The 14,361-nt window shown below is 62.5% G+C and carries 15 protein-coding genes; 8 read left to right on the forward strand and 7 right to left on the reverse strand.

Going from position 1 to position 14,361, the window contains the following annotated elements:
* Window positions 1–17: 17 nt before the first annotated feature.
* From E3T55_RS19690 to E3T55_RS19710, 5 genes are read left to right on the forward strand one after another with little or no spacing between them, the layout of a single operon-like run.
* Window positions 18–1,514 carry an SCO6880 family protein gene (locus E3T55_RS19690; RefSeq protein ID WP_134521279.1) on the forward strand — a complete coding sequence of 499 codons (1,497 nt, stop codon included), beginning with the start codon at window positions 18–20 and terminating at the stop codon, window positions 1,512–1,514.
* Entirely contained in the window at window positions 1,514–3,127 is a 1,614-nt protein-coding gene (locus E3T55_RS19695) for a P-loop NTPase family protein (RefSeq protein ID WP_134521280.1), read from the forward strand. The genes E3T55_RS19690 and E3T55_RS19695 overlap by 1 nt, the downstream gene beginning before the upstream one ends.
* Complete coding sequence (locus E3T55_RS19700) at window positions 3,124–4,491, forward strand: nucleotide-binding protein (protein ID WP_134521282.1); 1,368 nt, start codon at window positions 3,124–3,126, stop codon at window positions 4,489–4,491. Before E3T55_RS19695 ends, E3T55_RS19700 begins: the two co-directional genes overlap by 4 nt.
* 2 nt (window positions 4,492–4,493) lie before the next feature.
* A complete protein-coding gene (locus tag E3T55_RS19705) occupies window positions 4,494–6,203 on the forward strand; it encodes a type IV secretory system conjugative DNA transfer family protein (RefSeq protein WP_134521284.1) in 1,710 nt (569 codons plus the stop codon).
* Window positions 6,200–6,712, forward strand: coding sequence for a hypothetical protein (locus tag E3T55_RS19710; RefSeq protein WP_134521286.1), 513 nt, complete (start codon window positions 6,200–6,202; stop codon window positions 6,710–6,712). Before E3T55_RS19705 ends, E3T55_RS19710 begins: the two co-directional genes overlap by 4 nt.
* Before the next feature lie 48 nt (window positions 6,713–6,760).
* Here E3T55_RS19710 and E3T55_RS19715 read toward each other — a convergent pair whose 3' ends face one another.
* Both E3T55_RS19715 and E3T55_RS19720 read right to left on the reverse strand, forming a co-directional pair.
* The gene (locus E3T55_RS19715) at window positions 6,761–7,807 is read right to left on the reverse strand and encodes a PDDEXK nuclease domain-containing protein (protein ID WP_134521288.1); all 1,047 of its coding nucleotides are present in this window, start codon (window positions 7,805–7,807) and stop codon (window positions 6,761–6,763) included.
* A 64-nt stretch (window positions 7,808–7,871) separates the two neighbouring features.
* Window positions 7,872–8,198: a hypothetical protein gene (locus E3T55_RS19720; protein ID WP_134521289.1), complete on the reverse strand. Its 327-nt coding sequence runs from the start codon at window positions 8,196–8,198 to the stop codon at window positions 7,872–7,874.
* Between the two features lie 304 nt (window positions 8,199–8,502).
* Between E3T55_RS19720 and E3T55_RS19725 the strand changes: the two genes are divergently transcribed.
* Complete coding sequence (locus tag E3T55_RS19725; protein ID WP_241993168.1) at window positions 8,503–9,252, forward strand: GntR family transcriptional regulator; 750 nt, start codon at window positions 8,503–8,505, stop codon at window positions 9,250–9,252.
* Window positions 9,253–9,263: 11 nt separating this feature from the next.
* Here the strand turns inward: E3T55_RS19725 and E3T55_RS19730 are convergent, their stop codons facing one another.
* Genes E3T55_RS19730 through E3T55_RS19740 form a run of 3 tightly spaced genes read right to left on the reverse strand, consistent with a single transcriptional unit; the run spans window position 9,264 to window position 12,015 of the window.
* Window positions 9,264–10,499: a PQQ-binding-like beta-propeller repeat protein gene (locus E3T55_RS19730; RefSeq protein WP_166791855.1), complete on the reverse strand. Its 1,236-nt coding sequence runs from the start codon at window positions 10,497–10,499 to the stop codon at window positions 9,264–9,266.
* Window positions 10,496–11,335 carry a cytochrome c biogenesis CcdA family protein gene (locus tag E3T55_RS19735; protein ID WP_134521295.1) on the reverse strand — a complete coding sequence of 280 codons (840 nt, stop codon included), beginning with the start codon at window positions 11,333–11,335 and terminating at the stop codon, window positions 10,496–10,498. The genes E3T55_RS19730 and E3T55_RS19735 overlap by 4 nt, the downstream gene beginning before the upstream one ends.
* 2 nt (window positions 11,336–11,337) lie before the next feature.
* The gene (locus E3T55_RS19740; protein WP_134521296.1) at window positions 11,338–12,015 is read right to left on the reverse strand and encodes a DsbA family protein; all 678 of its coding nucleotides are present in this window, start codon (window positions 12,013–12,015) and stop codon (window positions 11,338–11,340) included.
* Window positions 12,016–12,189: 174 nt separating this feature from the next.
* Here E3T55_RS19740 and E3T55_RS19745 point away from each other — a divergent pair, with 174 nt between their 5' ends.
* Window positions 12,190–12,465 carry a hypothetical protein gene (locus tag E3T55_RS19745; protein ID WP_134521298.1) on the forward strand — a complete coding sequence of 92 codons (276 nt, stop codon included), beginning with the start codon at window positions 12,190–12,192 and terminating at the stop codon, window positions 12,463–12,465.
* Window positions 12,462–12,836 carry a DsrE family protein gene (locus E3T55_RS19750; protein ID WP_134521300.1) on the forward strand — a complete coding sequence of 125 codons (375 nt, stop codon included), beginning with the start codon at window positions 12,462–12,464 and terminating at the stop codon, window positions 12,834–12,836. The genes E3T55_RS19745 and E3T55_RS19750 overlap by 4 nt, the downstream gene beginning before the upstream one ends.
* Window positions 12,837–13,458: 622 nt before the next feature.
* On the opposite strand, the gene E3T55_RS19755 is transcribed toward E3T55_RS19750, so the two are convergent.
* Window positions 13,459–13,800: a rhodanese-like domain-containing protein gene (locus E3T55_RS19755; RefSeq protein ID WP_134521302.1), complete on the reverse strand. Its 342-nt coding sequence runs from the start codon at window positions 13,798–13,800 to the stop codon at window positions 13,459–13,461.
* A 29-nt stretch (window positions 13,801–13,829) separates the two neighbouring features.
* The gene (locus E3T55_RS19760) at window positions 13,830–14,201 is read right to left on the reverse strand and encodes a hypothetical protein (RefSeq protein WP_134521304.1); all 372 of its coding nucleotides are present in this window, start codon (window positions 14,199–14,201) and stop codon (window positions 13,830–13,832) included.
* Window positions 14,202–14,361 lie beyond the last annotated feature (160 nt).

Here is a 14,361-nt window from a genome sequence, read left to right on the forward strand (position 1 = left end):
GCACGAAAGGATCTCGCATGAGTACCCATTCCTCGACGACTGATCGTCCCATCCGCTTGGCCCGAAAAAATACCCAAGGCATCATCGCAGGCCTGGACATGTGGAACCTCATCACGCTTGCAGCGGCAGCCGGCATCGCGATCGTCTCGATCAACCGGTGGGGATTCCCGGCTTTCTTCGTCTCGATGCCGATCTGGTTGACCCTGGCCATCGCGGGCCTGGCCCAGTATCACGGGGTCGCGTTCCCGCGCATTGCCACACAGTGGGTCTCCCTGCATGTGCGCCGGGTGCTCGGCGGCACGACGACCCGGTTCCGGCCCGAACGTCCGCAAATCGCCGGCACACTGAACCTGCCCGGTCGGCTCGCGAGCATCCAGGTATGGGACGCGGACGGGCAGGCCGTTGCCTATAACCCGTTCTCTAAGACGATGTCGATCACCGCGGAGCTCGAAGTGCAAGGTTTCCTGATGCTCGAAATGCCCGAACGCAACGAGCTCGCCCGCAATTGGGGCCAGGTGCTCGCCGGTTTCACCCAGCGCGACGGCATCAGCCGCGTCTCGCTGCAGGAACGCACAGTACCCACCACGATCCTGCCGGCCCGCCAGTTCTACGCCGAGACCGTCACCCGACGCGGCCTGGACCCCGAGTCGGCGGTCGCCCGCAACTACGGTGAGGTTCTCGACCAGTCCGAATCCTTCGCGGTCTCGCACAAGAACTACGTCACCCTGACCTTCGATCTGGTCAAGCTGCAGGGCCAGATCAAGAACCTCGGGGGAGGCAAAGCGGGCATCCTCGCGCTGGCCCGCATCGAGACCGCCAACGTGACGGATGCCCTCCGCTCGGCCCGGTTCGACGTGCGCAAGTGGCTGAGTGTGCGCGAATGGGCCGCGCTGGGACGCACCGCGTTCGACCCCGAATATCTCTCCGCCACCCAGAGCCGGCTGCAGAACGATGCCGGCGTCGACCTGGCTGCGATTGGGCCGATGGCCCTCGACGAACCCGCCGGGAAGAACGGAATCGTCCGGTCCGATTCCGGCTGGCACTCCACCATGTGGATCCACGAATGGCCACGCACCGAAACTCATGTCGGGTTCATCGAACCGCTGGTCTTCGCCCGACACCCGAACTCCGGCGAGGCCGTCACCCACATCTTTTCCCTGGTCCTCACCCCGGTGAAGACCCGGTCCGCGCTCAAGCGCATCGACGACGAAAAGCGTACCTGGCGCACCAACCAACGGGTGAAGGCCAAACGCAACCAGCAAGACAGTGCGGCTGACAATGCCGACTGGGATGCCCTGATCGATCAGGAACAGAGCATCGTCGCGGGTGAGGGCGAGTACCGGTACGGTGCCTACCTGACCGTGTCGGCTACCAGCGAAGAGAAACTGAACTCGTCTCTCGCCGGCATGCGAAACGCGCTCACCCGCGCGGGTATGGAGCCGCAAATCCTGTACTGCCAGCAGGCCGAAGCGCTCATGGTCAATGCGCTCCCGCTCGGTCAGGGGATGAAGTAATGGCCCAGCAGGTCTTCAACGTCACCCCGCCCGGAAAGCTCACCCGCCGCCAGCGCAAGGACTTGCGCCAGCAGGTCGCCCGGCTCCAACAGGCCCGCGACGGGCAAGACACCACCGACAGGGATGCCCGCTTTCCCGCAGCCGCCGCCGGGCCGCTCGGCCCAGGCATCTCCACCGGCGAATACTGGAACTGGATGCAGCTGGCCCAGCCGCCGCACCAGGCCACGAGCCACAACCTCGCCGGCATCTATCCCTTCGTGGCCGATGACGGCCTCGGCCACGAAGGGCCCCTGCTCGGCGTCGATCTGAACGCCGACGTGCTGTGGCACTTCTCACCGTGGGACCTGTACATGAATACCACCGCGAAAGCAGCCTTGTCCACGAACATCCTCGTCATCGGCGCGTACCGTTCCGGTAAGTCCGGCACGATCAAACAGCTGTGCACCCGGTCGCTCGCATTCGGCCACCAAGTCGTGGTCCCCTCGGATTCCAAGGGGGAGTGGGTAATCGTGGCCGAAGCCGTCGGCGGCCAGGTCATCGCGATCGGTGGTGAAAACACCACCGCACGGTTGAACCCGCTCGATCGAGGCCCCCGACAGACGGGGGTGTCCGACGACGTCGACGAGATCATGGTTCGGGACCGCCGCCGGGCTACTCTCACGAGCGTCATCGAAGCCACCATTCAGGGGCAGGCGAAACTGTCCCCGATGGAACACACGTCTATCAACTGGGCCCTCGAGCATGCCATCACCGTTACGCATGACCGGCCCACCATCACTCACGTCTGGCAGGCGCTGGTGTCTCCGGACCAGAGCGCCGCGGGCTACCGGCCCGAGATGGCTGCCAACGGCGAACGCGCTCGACACGTTCTGGGACGGTTCGTCGCCGGTGATCTGCAGGGCCTGTTCGACGGGGAGAGCACGGTCGCATTCGACCCGGAGGCTCCCATGGTCGTGGTGGACACATCCGCTCTCTTTGATCGCAGCGAACTCGCCGCGCAGCTCACCCAGATCTGCACCTCGAGCTGGATCCAGGCTGTCATCTCTGACCGCTCCGCCAAACGCACCCGGTACCTCGTCCGCGAGGAGGGGTGGCGCGATATGGCCACCGAACAGGCGCTGCGCACCTACCAGCAGTGGTTGAAGCTGTCCCGGCACTACGGGGTGTCCAACATCGTCATCCTGCACAAGATGAGTGACTTCGATGCCGTCGGCGAGGAAGGCTCCAAGGAACGCACACTCGCGTATTCCATCGCCGGAGACATGGAAAACAAGTTCATCTTCCGCCAAAACACGCAGGAAGAGCACAATCTGACCGCCCGACTCAAGCTCACGCCCGCACACGCGCGGTTGTCGCTCACTCTGCAGTCGGGGGTGTTCCTCGCCTACGTCGGCCGGTTCTCGTACATCGTCGACGCCTTCGCCACCTCAACACAGTGGGAACGCGACCTCTTCACAACCGACGAAGCCGTCGAGGCTGGCTCCGCGAGCGATCAGCCGGTCCCCGCCCTCGTCCCGGATAGCGACGAGCCCCTTTTCGATGAATCGGCGCTGGACAGGCTCTGGCCCACTTGCGACCACCAGTTGGTACAACAGATAGGACACCGCGAATGAGCATCACCACCACCGTTCCTCTTCCCGAGGTGCGCGCCGTCGTCACCGACATGACCGTGGAGCTGAACGTTCTCGGCAACCCCGAAACACTCACCGCATCGACCTCTGCCGAGCTGCGCACCAAGATCATGAGCCGCGTAGTGAAGCTCGCCAGCGGCCTCGGCACCGACGTGCGCCTTGAGGTGCACGACCACACCGGTCGGTGGCGTCTCGTGGCGAGCCCCGACGGCCACCTTCGAGAAGACGAACCTCTTCCGCCGGCGGAGGAGGAAACTGCACCGGTCTCCCAGAAGATCCAGCCGACCTCCCTTCCGGCGGAGCAGCTGTCCGCCCACCTCTCCGATCCGGCTGCGGCTGCGGCCGTTTCGCCCCTCCACGACGCTCCTACCGCGGAGGCGAGTGAGACCGCGGAAGACTCGGGGGAGGAGCTGCCGACCCGCAAGGCGGCACGCGCATCCTTCATTATCGATGAGCGACGCGAGCCGGCGGCGACCAACGGATGGCGTGGGTTGCTCGCCCGCACGACCGGGCTGCAGGTCCCGGCATCCGTTCTGGAACGCGAACGTCGTCGACACGTGCAGGCCGTCAGCCAGCATTGGCCCGGGCCGCGCAAGATTTCCGTGGTCAACGGCAAGGGCGGTGTCGGTAAGACGCTCACGACGGCCATGCTCACGGCGGTCTTCGCCCGGCACGGTGGTGCCGGTGTGCTGGCGTGGGACAACAACGACACCCGTGGAACCCTGGGTTGGCGCACCGAGAAGGGCCCCCACGACGCCACCGTGCAGGATCTCCTCCCTGACACCGTGAGGTTGCTTTCGCCCTCCGCGCAGATCTCCGATCTGGCACGATTCGTGCACCACCAGACCAGCGACAAGTACGACGTGCTGCGCTCGAACCCGGAGCTGCTGGCGACAAAGCAGCGCATCACCCAGGACGACTTCGATGCTCTGCACGAGGTGGCCGCGAAGTATTTTCGTCTGGTGTTCTTCGATTCCGGCAACGATGAGTCCGCGCCTCGGTGGCTACGGATGATCGACCACACCGACCAGCTCGTCGTGGCCACCACCGCCCTGGGGGAGTCCGCCGAATCCGGTGCACTCCTGCTGGAGGCGCTGTCGGAGCGCGATGAGCATTCGGCCGCCTTGGCCCGCAATGCCGTTGTGGTCGTGCTGCAATCGGAACACAACAGCACACTTGCCGATGCGAAACGGGTCGCCGACGGATTCACCGGGCTGGCCCGAATGGCGGTGACGATCCCGTTCGATCGGGCGCTGCACGGGGGTGCGCTTCGCTATGACGCGGTGCGGCCGGCGACGCGCGCTGCGTGGCTTCGCGCCGGTGCGGCCGTCGCCGACGGGCTCTAAAGATGGCCCGCTCTGGTCAGCAGAACCAGCCGCCGTGGCCGTTGCTCGGCATCATCCTGGCGATGGTCCTCATCGTGCACCTCGCTTTCCTTTGCGCCGGGACCGGGATCGGGGCGCTCCGCCTCGACCAAACCCTGCAGGCGCTGGTCATGACCACGACCGGGAACGACGACGGCTTCCGCCAGCGCGGGCTGACCCCGCCCGACCTGAAACTGCTCGGCATCTGGGTCGGAGCCTGGACGGTTCTGATCGGCATAGTTCTCGGCGGTTCTTTCATCCTGTGGGACCGCCGGAAGACCGTTCAGAAGGCCGAGCTCTCGACCAGCGCCGAGCTGCGCAAGCGCGTCACCGGTCACGGCGTTCCCGCGGTCGCGCCGTTCGCCCACCTCGACGGGAAGCCCGTGACTATCCGCGAAGAAGACACCTCCTGCACCATCGCCCCACCCCGCGCCGGCAAGAGCGCGTACCTCGCGATCGGGCGCATCGTCGACGCCGCCGGCGCCGTCGTGGCCACCTCGACCAAAGCGGATGTCTTCCGGGTCACCGTGAAAAAGCGCACCGAGCTTGGGCGTGTGTTCGTGTTTGACTTCGACGGAATCACCCGCTGGCCGGACAAGGCCCGTTGGGACATGGTCGCCGGCTGCGATCGGCCCGACGCCGCCCAGTCCCGGGCCGCCGCGATCGTCAACGCCCGGCCCGCCGGATCCGCTGGGATGAAGGACTCCGCGCACTTCGTCGAAGGGGTGAAGATCATCCTCCGGTCGCTCCTGCACGCCGCCGCGCTCATCCCTGGGGGAGACATGCGCGACGTCGTGCGGTGGGCGCAGGATTTCAACGATCACGAACCGTCCGCGATTCTCCGCGACCTCTCGCCCAACGGGGCAATCTGGGCTCGCGAACTGGACCAGTGGTGCCGGGAAGACGCCCCCGAAACCATCGGCAACACCAAAACCACCCTCTCCCGCATCACCGCATCGTTGACGGATGCCCGCGTTCTCGACTTGCTCTGCCCTGCCCAGCCCACCGACGACAGCGATACCTCGACGCCGTTTCGCGCCGGAGACTTTGTGCTGTCCACGGACACGGTCTACTGCTTGGTCGACGATTCCCGCGAGTCCTCGACCGCGCCAATCATCACCGCGCTGGTGTCCGCGATCATCGAGGAAGCCAAGACCGTGTCCCAGCACACGACAAGCGGCCGCCTGCCCAGGGCAATGACGCTCGTGCTCGACGAGGTCGCCAACGTGTCACCGCTGCCGCAGCTGCCAAACCTGATGAGCGACGGCGGCGGCCGCGGCCTGCATACCTGGATCTTCGCTCAGTCGATGTCCCAGCTCGTCGGCAAATGGGGTCCCGAGGCGGCGACCACGATCTTCGAGTCGGCGGCCGCGAAAATCATCTTCGGCGGCCTTGCTGACGAGTCGTTCCTGGAGAAGATCTCCCGGCTGATCGGTACACACCTCACCGTGCAGACGAGCACCTCCGTGCAGCGCGGCACCGGTCGGGATACGTCTTCCACGTCTACCAGCGAACGTGAGGAGCGACGGATGAAGGTGGAAGACATCCGCAAAATACCTGAAGGAAAAGCGCTCCTTCTATATAGGGAGAAGGAAGCCGTCGTGCAGCTCACCCCCTGGTGGACCCGCCCGGATGCCGACGAGCTGCGCGAGTCGCAGAGCTGGTCGTTGCACCTCGAGGGGATCACGGCATGAGCGAGGATGAGCTCGACCCGATGAGCATCGAGGGTCTCGACGCCCGGCTGGTGAACGTTGAGACGATCTTGCCCGATCTGTTCGACATGTACGAGCTCCGCGCTGCCGGTGGTCCCTACTATTGGGCGACGCTGCCTCACGACCAGGCCGTGAAGCTCTGGGAGGAGCTCGGGAAGTTTGTGACCTGGCTCGACGGTCGGTATCTCACCAATCTCTCCGATCCCAGCTACAGGCTGCCTGCCTGTTGGTATCGACATCCGATCGCCATCGAAGAGCTCACCGGTCTCATGGTCGCGCACCGTGCTGCCTATGACACCCGGTCGGCCAAGGCATCTTCAGCCCTGGTCGACTGGCACCAGCGCGCTCTCTGGCCCACCCTCGACTCCCTCAAACTCCGCGCCGGCCTTGCCGGCTGCCGCGACCGCGACGACCACCGCGAGCCCCACGCCGGCCCGGTGCCGTTCATCGTGACCAACGAGTACCGGCAATACGTCAATATGAACGTCTAACGGGCTGGTGTCACGCCTTTGCCTTGGCCCGTCGGACAACGCTTCGAGCTAGTCGTCCTGTTCCAACGTTCCTCCATACCAGCCGAGGGCAGACGTCAGCTCGTCGGCGTCTGGGAGCGCATTCTTCTCCGCAGGGGGCAAGGAATCATATGTATACGTGGACACGGCCATGGGAGAGCCCGAGCGCCCGAGTGCGTACCGGACTGTGTGATCGTTTCGATCGCCGCAGATAAGTATGCCGACGGTAGGCGCGTGAGCGTCTCTACGGAGCCGGTCGTCCACGAGCGAGACGTAGAAACCAAGTTTGCCAGCATGCTCCGGTTGGAACTTCCCCGTTTTAAGTTCGACGACGACGTACCGCAGTTGCTCAATATGAAAGAACAACAGATCGAGATAAAAGTCATCGCCGGCCACGTCGAAATGTACCTGGCGGCCCACGAAAGCGAACCCAGTCCCCAGCTCACGGAGAGTGTCCACGATCCGGTCCATCAGTGCTTGTTCCAAGTCGTGTTCGGCCGCGTCTTCGGTCAAATTCAAAAAGTCGAAGACGTAAGGGTCTTTGGCGATCTGCCTGGCCAGATCAGAATCGGCGGGCGCCAACTCGGCGCTGAAGTTTGATGGCGCAGCGCCCGTTCTCTCCAGCGTGCGGTTCTTGATCTGATTCAGCAGCACGTTGCGAGACCAACCATTCTTCACAGAAACTGTGGCATACCACTCACGTGTGTCTTGATCCTCCAACTTGTCCAGGAGCAGACGAATGTGCCCCCACGGCAAATGTCCCACAGCTTGCGGGACATTTGCGTGGGCAGGCCACGCCGCAGCAAGCGCCCTCATATATTGCAGATTGCTGCGCGACAACCCGGTCATCTGGGGAAACTCGACACGCAAATCCCCGGCCAAACGGTCGATCACGCCAGCGCCCCAACCTTGCTGCTCCTGCTCAGTGACGATGGCCCGGCCCAGGGACCAATACAGCTCGATGAGTTGGGTATTGATCGTTCGTTGCGCATGTCCTTGAGCGTCTCGGACCCTTCGTTTCAGGCCGCCAAGAAACGCAGCGTATCCGTCAGGAAGAACAATCTCAGCACGAGCCATGCCCTCATTGTCTCCCGACCGAGATCACAGAACGGTCACCTGGCTTCCGGCCAAAAGCGAGTCGTTAGCGTGCGCCGACGTAAGCCCGAGCCGCCGCCATCACATCTTTGGACCGCCCAGCCGAGAGCGCCTCGGCCGGTGAAGCATCATCAAGCTGTGGGTTCATGCCCATGAACCAAGCGCGAGCGACTTCGGGCGACTCAACCGAGACGAGCATTTCCAACACCTGGAAGGTATCTCGCAGCAGGTGCGCGCTCGCATACGGCGGCCGAACAGTCCCGCTTGCCCAACGGGCGAGCGTGCGGGCATCCTTGCCCACAATTACCCCCAGAAGCACCTGTCCAAAAGCTCCCTGCAAAGCCGAAGCGACGGCAGCAACATCCAACCCCACGGATCAAGCATGAGCAGCATCGGCGGCGACGCGAGATCCAAACCCACCTGCCGCATCAATCATGATCCACCCCCGTAAAAATGCCTCTTCGAGGCATTCAACCTATCACCGCGCTTAGCGATATGACAGGTAATATGCCGGGTGATATGCCGATTATGACAAGTAATAATGCATCTAATGCAGAATTGGTCGGATAAAGCATTCTCATACGACGACTGCTGCTCAGTCAGGGAATCTGGCCTCATGCACGCAAGGGATAATTGCATTTGGGCGCACATATTTCCCGAGGAGAAGCGTGACTCACATGTCAACTGCGGCTGGAACAGACCGGGCACGACTGGCCAGAGTTCCTGGACAACCACTCTGGCGGGGCGTCCATGACGACATTCTCGACCGTATAGCCTCGGGCGAATTCGCGGACACGTTTCCCGGTGAAATTCAACTGACCGCGGAATATCAGGTGAGCCGCAGTACCGTTCGACTTGCGCTGAACCCTCTGCGTCGAGAGGGGCTGGTGTCATCGAATCGGGGTAAACGCCCGGTGGTGCACCTCAACCATGGCGAAGAACATCGCTTTGGGCCGGTGTATAGCTTGTTTGCGGCAGTTGAGGCTTCTGGGATGAGGCAGCGCAGTGAGTTGATCCGATGCGAGATCCGCGTCGACGCGCGGATTGCTGACCGGCTCGACCTACCCGGCGACGCATCATTGGTCAATATTGAGCGCCGTCGTTTCGCTGACGACGACATCATTGCGGTTGACAGCGCCTGGCTGCCTGCCGATCGCGCGGCAGGCCTTCTCAACGTCGATTTCAGCAACACTGCTCTATACCAGGAGCTGACGCTCCGGTGTGGGATCACGCTGGACGGCGGACAGGAAACACTGACAGCGATTGCCGTCAACGCCGAACAGGCGCGAGTTCTTGAATGCCCGGTCGGCGCTGCCGCTTTCTTCATTGAACGGTGTGGTCGCGCTGCGGGGCGTCCGGTGGAATGGCGTGAGACTGTCGTCCGTGGCGACCGTTTCGCGGTTACAACATCATTCGCACCACGTTGATGTTGTAGTCGTTAACGGTTCTCAGCCTTGAGGCCATTGAACTGAGGGCTTGCCAGGACATACTCGTAGGGGTCCCCGGCGGGAAAGAGCCCGGTTCCGTTAGGGAGAACAGCCACCGGAATTCGTTCCTGACTGCGCTGCTGCATGTGTCCGTCGGACCAGGTGATCGTAACGTTTCCCATCCCGCCACGAAGGTAGATCACTTTGTCAGAGGCAGATACCGGGGTCATGTCGCTCTCCAGAACATGCTCCCACAGCGTTCCGGTGTCCGGATCAATCGCGGTGAGTATCGTGGCCCCATCCGTTGGACGAAATGAGGACACGGCGAGGTTCCCTGATGACTCGTCAATGATTGACGGTCCAGTCACGTGCCCGGAAATCTCTGCGAGCATAGCTCCCGTTTTGACGTTATGTGCGCTCACAACAGAGTCACCTGCGCTATCGACCCAGTTGAGAAAGACGATATTTTCCTGCGATACGTCGTCAGCAACCGAGACCGCTGAGGAAGATTCGACGTCCGTGGGGCGTGAGAGTGTGTTCGCGTCCCAGCGTATTTCTCCGGTGGTGGTGTCGACAGCCGTGAGTAAGCCTGCCGTCTCGATGAGGCCGGTGCCATTGCTTTCGTACTCGATCGTTGACGCTCCCGTCGCGTCTTCGTCAACACTGACAGTACCGTCGTGCGCGCTGAGCATGACCGCGGGCGAGACGTCGTCGGAGACGATCCCTTTGGGCGTGTCCGCGAAGATCAACCCTGAACCTCGAGCCGGTCCCGGAACATCGACTGGTCCCCAGGCAATCGCGCCGGAATCGGACTCGAATGCCGTGGCGACGGTGCGCGTGGCAAGCTTTCCCGCCTCTGCCGTGGCATCCGAGTCGAGAATCACGATGAGCTCTCGATCACCGTCGCGAGTCAGTACAAACCCCACGCAGGACGGGTTCGTTTCGATCTGCCACCGGATGCCTGCCTCCGAGAGACCGATGAAGTTCAAACCTTCAACCTCGCTATTCGGAAATAGCGTCGACACAAAAACGGTATCGCTCACGGCGGGTTGGCTGTCGAATTGCACGATACCTGCGGCCAGATAATCACCAGGCAACGCGGCCATAGCGGAAGCTGCAGTGAAATCAACCAAATCTACGACGTCGGAGACACGATGAGCGCCGAGCTGCGACGAAGGTCCGGAACACGCGGCCAGCAACACAACGCTAACGAGCGTGGCGGCTGCAGCTCCGGCAGCGCGTCTCATTCTTGCTTTTGAGGTATTCGCTGCCGGCGCGTGCGACGGTTCCGAGCCGCGTAGGCCAGCGCGATGAGGCCCAGAACGACGATCGCGGCGATCCCGAATCCCAGATTGGTCACGAGTGAGGACATATCGAGTACCCAGGCCTCGGTGGCGAACTGATCTCCGATGGTCAAAACTCCGCCGAGGCTCGCGGTACCGTCGGTGAGGAACAGGAAGACCCCGATCAGGATTGACAGGATCCCGGATACGATCATCAACCACGAGTTCTCCCATCGTCCGATAGTGAGCATCCGCGGGCGCAGCCAGCGACTCTTTCCCAGTGAAAGTCGGTCCCACAACAAGGCGAGCACGATCAGCGGCGCTGCCATGCCGAGCGCGTAGATCGCTAAGAGCACTCCCCCGTAGACGGCGTTACTGCCGAGGGCGGCCACGGTAAGCACCGAGCCGAGGATGGGGCCTGCACACACCCCGGCTACTCCGTAGACAGCGCCGAGGAGGTAGACCGATACCGCCGAGGTCCCTTCTGCCGCGCTGCCGCGGGTGAAGGCGGGAAAACGTAGTCCAGAAATTTGGATGATACCCATCAACACCACGAGCAATGAGGCGATCCCGACGAAGGCCGTGCGATTTTGTGTGACAAACACACCAACCGTGCCAGCCAGCACTCCCAGCGGCACCAACGTGGTAATCAGACCCAGATAAAACAATCCGGTACGGGCAAGCAGCTCGGACGGCTTCGCGAACGCGTAGGCGAAGAACGCAGGAAGGAGCATGACCGAGCAGGGGCTCAGAAGTGTCAGCATCCCGCCAATCAGGGCGCCGGCGTAGCCAATATCCATGTCTAGCGTCCGGCCTTCGCCAGTTCGCTGTCGATCGTGTCTCGGAACACCTCTACCGGCATCGCGCCGGAGATCGGAGTTTCGTTCACCACGAACATGGGCGTGCTGGTAATTCCGAGGTACCTCGCCTCGGCCGCGTCAATGTTCACTTTTTCCAAGAGTTCAGCATTGTCCAGGTCGGAGACGAACTGCTCCAGGTTGGGAACACCAATTTCTGTCGCGATTTCCAAAAGACGTTCCGGGGGCAGTGCCACATGCCCGCGTTCCGGGGCGCCCGCGAAGACGACCTCGGCAAACTCCCAGAAGAAACCTTGCTCGCCCGCTGCCCGGGCAGCCACGGCCGCCGCCGTGGATTCCTCACCGAACACCGGCAGGTCCCGCCATTCGATGCGTACTTGGCCGCTGTCCACATATTCCTCGACGAGGACGGGGAGGGTATCGCGCGCGAAAACCCCACAAAACGGACACCGAAAATCGGCGTATTCGACCAAAACGACTGGTGCGTCGACCTCTCCGAGGGCGGTCACCTCGCCATCGACACGTCGGGCCAGATCGAGCGTCTCCTCGCCGCTATTTTCCCTGGATTGTTCAGCGGGGGCCGAAGTGGCTTCTTGGACGGATTGTTGTGCAACCACTCCGACGGTGACGACTGCGAGAACTGCCGCCGCTCCTATGAGCATCAGGATTGTGCGTCGCCGCACCTTGCTTGGTCGGGACGGCCTGTTTTTTGTGGAGTTCTGTTGTGTCGGCACCATCCCAAATGTACGCACATTAGGGTAAAAAAGACAGTTGCAACCGCCTCTCCGTCCGAGTCTGGGAACATTCCCGGCTTGCTGATTGAAAAGAGTCCACGCATGCTCCAAACAACCACCGCCCCGCCACTAATGGCTCTCAAGGCTGACCGCATCGTTGACCTCGCCGGCAAGGGGGATCTCCACCTTGGTGATGCCCGGGCCTGCCGCCGCGTCGTGAACGAAGCGCCTCGGTTACAACTCCGCTCCGAGGTGTGGGGCAAAGCTCCACAGTCCACGCAACGACGTCAGTACCGCCGCGTACGCGTCGTCGCGGTGGCCTACCTCGGCGTGGCGGCAGCACTGGTGACCCCGCCACTACTTTCGGTCAATTCATGAACGCCGTTTACGGGTCGGCGCTCCAGAGCGTTCCGCAACTTCTTCTTCATGTGCTTGGTTCGGATGAAGCCTCCGTTGCCGCGGGCCTGCAGGTTGTGCGCAACGCCCATCACGGATTCGCCACCGCGAGCACAATTGCCCTCGTGATTCAAGGCCGAGCCGTCCAGTTTCTCGCGGCCAATTCCGGCCTCGGTGACGAAATCAACACGGCACTTGCTTTGCCGGGCGTGTCGGTGGTGGCATGTGAAAACAGTCTTCGGTCCGTGGATCTTAGCGTTCACGATCTTGGCATCGGCGTGAGTAGCACTCCTGCTGCCGTCGTCTTCCTGGCCCAGTCTCAACTCGAGGGGTGGGCCTATGTTCGCATTTGACACGGCGGTCGCAGGGCGCCTAAACGGCGCTTTCCAATTTACGTCCGGTTGACAGCGTCTTGAATATCTTGCAGGTCATCGGTTCCGCCAGCGAGATGCTCTGACCAATTCAGGCCGACATGAGCGGCCCGACCTACCAGCGAGCGTGCGCCACGCCGACGGCCGCTGGCACGGTTCCGTCCGTCCGTCCGCAGCTTGCTGGCGCGACGGCGCGGAGTTCGGCACAACTCGCTCGCTGAAGCGCCGGCCCCTCCGAATACTTCACCAAATATCGAATCCTGCCTCAAGAGGGTGTGCAGGGGGAACCCCGTTGGTCGCGGCCGCCAACCGTAGTCGGGCGTCGTATTCGCAAGGTTCGAGATCAACAAGATCTATAAGTAGTTAGCGAAGAACTGTGCGACGCCCGAGGGCGGTTACGAGTTCGAGCGGGCGGCGCAGGTGCACTGCTGACTCGTGGGGACGTCGGCCATAACCTCATCGACGTGCATCCCGCAGCCCGTCCAGGTGGTTTTTCCACAATTGTCGCATCGTATGGGACTGCACATAGTGACTCCTTAGATAATTGAGCTGAAGTCTCCAGTATACCCCATGGGGTATAAGTTCCTAGATAAAAGGGGGAAGCTCATTTGTCGACGACGATGGCCAGTCCGGTAGCGGCAGATGCGTCCGTGATGCCGCCAGCATCGGTCAGCGTGGTGAATCCGAGGTCGGCCATGCGGGTGACGGCTGCAGCCGACCGGTTTCCGGTGGCGCAGTAGATGATGTAGTCCCCGTCGATCGGCAGCGCCGCGATCAGCGTGTCGAAGTCCGGGGATTGCACGTCAATATTGATGGCGTCGTGCAGGTGTCCACCGACGTACTCTTCTGCGGTGCGCACATCGATGATGACGGACCTGGACGTGACAGTGATGGAGGGTGCCGGCGCGGGGCTCGCGCAGGCGGCCATGCTGAGCAGTGCCGCCACGGCGATTGTGATAGCAGCGAGTGCTGTCTTCAGCGCTGAGTGTCCTGGCTGCTCCGTGAAGTGGGGGCCAGCGTGATCGACTCGGAGGTGACTTTCCGTGAGCGGGGGAACAAGGGCGTGCAGGTGGCGCAGACCTCACCCTCAGCGGCCTCTGAGGATTCGTGGCGGGTGTTTGCTCGGCGTTCGCTGACCAGTCGTTCGCGAAGGGCCCAGATCAACAGGGCGCCGGCGGCAGCGATCAGGACCGGGCGAGCAGCACCGATCACGATCGGGTCGAGAGAGCGTATTTCGGTGGTCAGATAGAGCGCAATTAGGCCCAGAGCCGGCCATCGCGTGTCACAGAGAGTTGCGTCGGCGCCGATAGGCGTGCCGATATAACTGGCAACGATTAAGCCGATCAAGCTCGCTCCGAGGGCAGTGACCGCGATTGTCCCCCACAGCGCGATACCAGCGCCGCCCGCACTAGGGCGTGTCTCCTAATGATCCGTGGGGTCGTCTGGCACAGTTGACGCATGTCGCGAACTGCCGTTTTATCTGACAGCGAGTGGGCTCGACTCGAGC

It is taken from the genome of Cryobacterium frigoriphilum (genome assembly GCF_004403305.1).
In the GTDB taxonomy this organism is placed as follows: domain Bacteria; phylum Actinomycetota; class Actinomycetes; order Actinomycetales; family Microbacteriaceae; genus Cryobacterium; species Cryobacterium frigoriphilum.